Below are 2,628 nucleotides of genomic sequence, written 5' to 3' on the forward strand. Positions count from 1 at the left end.
GTACTTGTCGTTTCCGGTCTCATTTGCGTACTTGTCGTTTCCGGTCTCATTTGCGTACTTATCGTCTCCGATCTCATTTGCGTACTTGTCGGTTCCGGTCTCATTTGTGTACTTGTCGGTTCCGGTCTCATTTGCGTACTTATCGGCTCCGGTCTCATTTGTGTACTTGTCGGTTCCGGTCTCATTTGCGTACTTGGCTAAAATTTCAAGTACACGCTTTGTCAGTTCAGCAGGGGCAAAAGGTTTAAGAAAGTATTCTTCTGCACCTGCGTCCAATCCCGATTCAATTTCTGATTCTTGTCCTTTTGCCGAAAGAAAAACCACTGGGGTATTTACAAATGCAGGGTTTGCTTTTATCGCCCGGCAGGCATCGTAGCCTGTCATCCGTGGCATCCGCACATCCAGCATGATCAAATCAGGATTTTCTTGTATTGCCATTTCAACTGCTTCCTCACCGTTAGCTGCTGTGACAACTTCGTGCCCGGCAAAACGCAAAGTAAAGGCAATCAAATCCCGGATATCGCGTTCATCTTCTGCTATGACTATTTTTGCCATAAAATCCTCACTAAAACTTTTTATAAACAGGGAGTGTGAAGGAAAAGATACTTCCTTCTCCTACTTTTCCTGAGCTTTCTGCCCAAATACGCCCCTTGTGCATTTCTACCAATTGTTTAACAATGGCCAATCCCAATCCAGTTCCTGGAGTTGCAAGAACCAGCGGATCTTCACCACGATAAAATCGCTCAAAGACTTGTTCCTGATCTTCAATTGAGATTCCAACGCCATCATCCTGGACATTAATTTGGACCTCATCTCCTCCGTTCACTTCGTGGACAGAAACCATTATATGTCCATTTTCAGGAGTGTAATGATAGGCATTCTCAACAAGATTATTAATGATCTGCCGAAGTCGTTCAGGGTCGGCATTAACAGTGGGTAATTCTTTTGTGATCTCAAGTGAGAACTCCATAGCCTTCTCATCGGTCTTGGAGCGGCTTTGAACATTGTCCATCACGTCTTTGGTGATTTCTTCAAGTGAAACAGGTTGAGGGGCAAGCGTGATTCGTCCTGATTCAATCCTCGAAATATCAAGTAGGTCTGTCACTAAAACATTGAGCCTTTCCGTATTATTCCGGATTATTTCAAGAAAATGAACTTGATTTTCAGTTAAAGCTCCGGCTGCGCCCATCAGCAGGACGTCTACATAACCGCGGATCGATGTCATGGGTGTGCGCAATTCATGGGAGACTGTCGCCACAAATTCAGATTTCAAACGATCTACCTCTACTTCGTGAGTAATATCCCTGAAAATAGAAACCGTTCCAAGGAAATCATTACCCCTTAGCATCACTGGAGCCAGGTGAACCAGGACAATCCGTCCATTTTCCAACTCCAGTTGTTCGGCATAGGTATCGCCTTCTTGATACTCAGTTGGAGTATCAGACCATTCGCGGATAATTTGATGCCAGATATTAGCGGCTTTCCCAAAGAGACCGCTAAACTCTTTAAGGGTTTGACTAATAACCTTATCGGATTCGATGCCAAGTATTCTTTCTGCGGAAGCATTTATAAAGCCAATCCGGTTTTCATTGTCGGTAACAAGAACCCCGTCAGCAACCGCCTCAAGGATAGCGTGTGAACGGCTGGCCTCTTCCTGTTCGTTGCGCAACATACTACCCAATCGTTCAGCTTGTTCCCGAATCAATTTATATAGATTGGCATTATTGATCGCCACTGCAACCTGTCCCGCAATGGCTTTTATCAAGCTAAGTTGTTCCGGGCTAAAGAAATTTACTTCACGATTAAAGACCAATAAGACACCGATAACATCCTCGCCAACCATTAACGGAGCAGCAACTGCACTGCGATGTCGCTCGAGATCAGATTCTTGATGAATCCATCGTTCGTCTTGATCAAGATCATCTATCAAAACGGCATCCCGATTTTCAACAACCCACCCGGCTAATCCTTCGCCAACTTTAAGGGTAAAACTTTTTCCTCGGTCTTTTGCCTTTGAAAGATAACCATATCCTGCACGGAAATGAAGTAAATTATCTTCGGGATGGACAAGCATTACTGTCCCTTGCTCTGCACCAACGGTATCATTAAGTAATGCGAGGGTGCGATTAAGAGCCAAATCCAGATCAAGGCTGGCAGAAACCTCTGTGAGGATATCGAGCAATGTAGATGTATTGCGCTGCTCCTGATTAAGTTCTGCCGTACGTTCCATAACGCGCTGTTCAAGATTTTCTGTTAGCCGTTGAGTCTCGGCAAAAAGATTACCATTTTGAATGGCGATAATAGCCTGGTTGCCCAACGTACTCAGAATCTGTTGATCGGCCGCAGTATAGGTACTGTTTTGAGAGCTTTGTGCTGAAAGAACACCAACAACCTGGTCGCCTGTTTGCATCGGAACAGCTACAATAGAAAATGGTGTCTTAACTTGCTCGTATCCTGCGTTTTCAATGGATTTAGTATCCACAATATTTTGAAGGAGAACCGAGGCCTTGGTAGCGATAACCTTTCCAATTGGGTTTGAATCCAGAGATATTTCTTGCTCAGGCAAGCGTTGATTCTGAACAACATGATAAACACTGCTAATAAGATTTTCTTCCTTATCAAAAAGTG

At 44.2% G+C, this 2,628-nt stretch carries 2 protein-coding genes; both read right to left on the bottom strand.

What is annotated here, in order from left to right; translation table 11 throughout:
• The coding region (locus AC3DOM_RS09170) for a response regulator transcription factor (RefSeq protein ID WP_487918740.1) at positions 1–555 on the bottom strand (555 nt) is incomplete at its 3' end.
• Between the two features lie 10 nt (positions 556–565).
• The coding region (locus AC3DOM_RS09175; RefSeq protein WP_487918741.1) for a GAF domain-containing protein at positions 566–2,628 on the bottom strand (2,063 nt) is incomplete at its 5' end.

This window comes from Candidatus Desulfolinea nitratireducens (assembly GCF_982879505.1).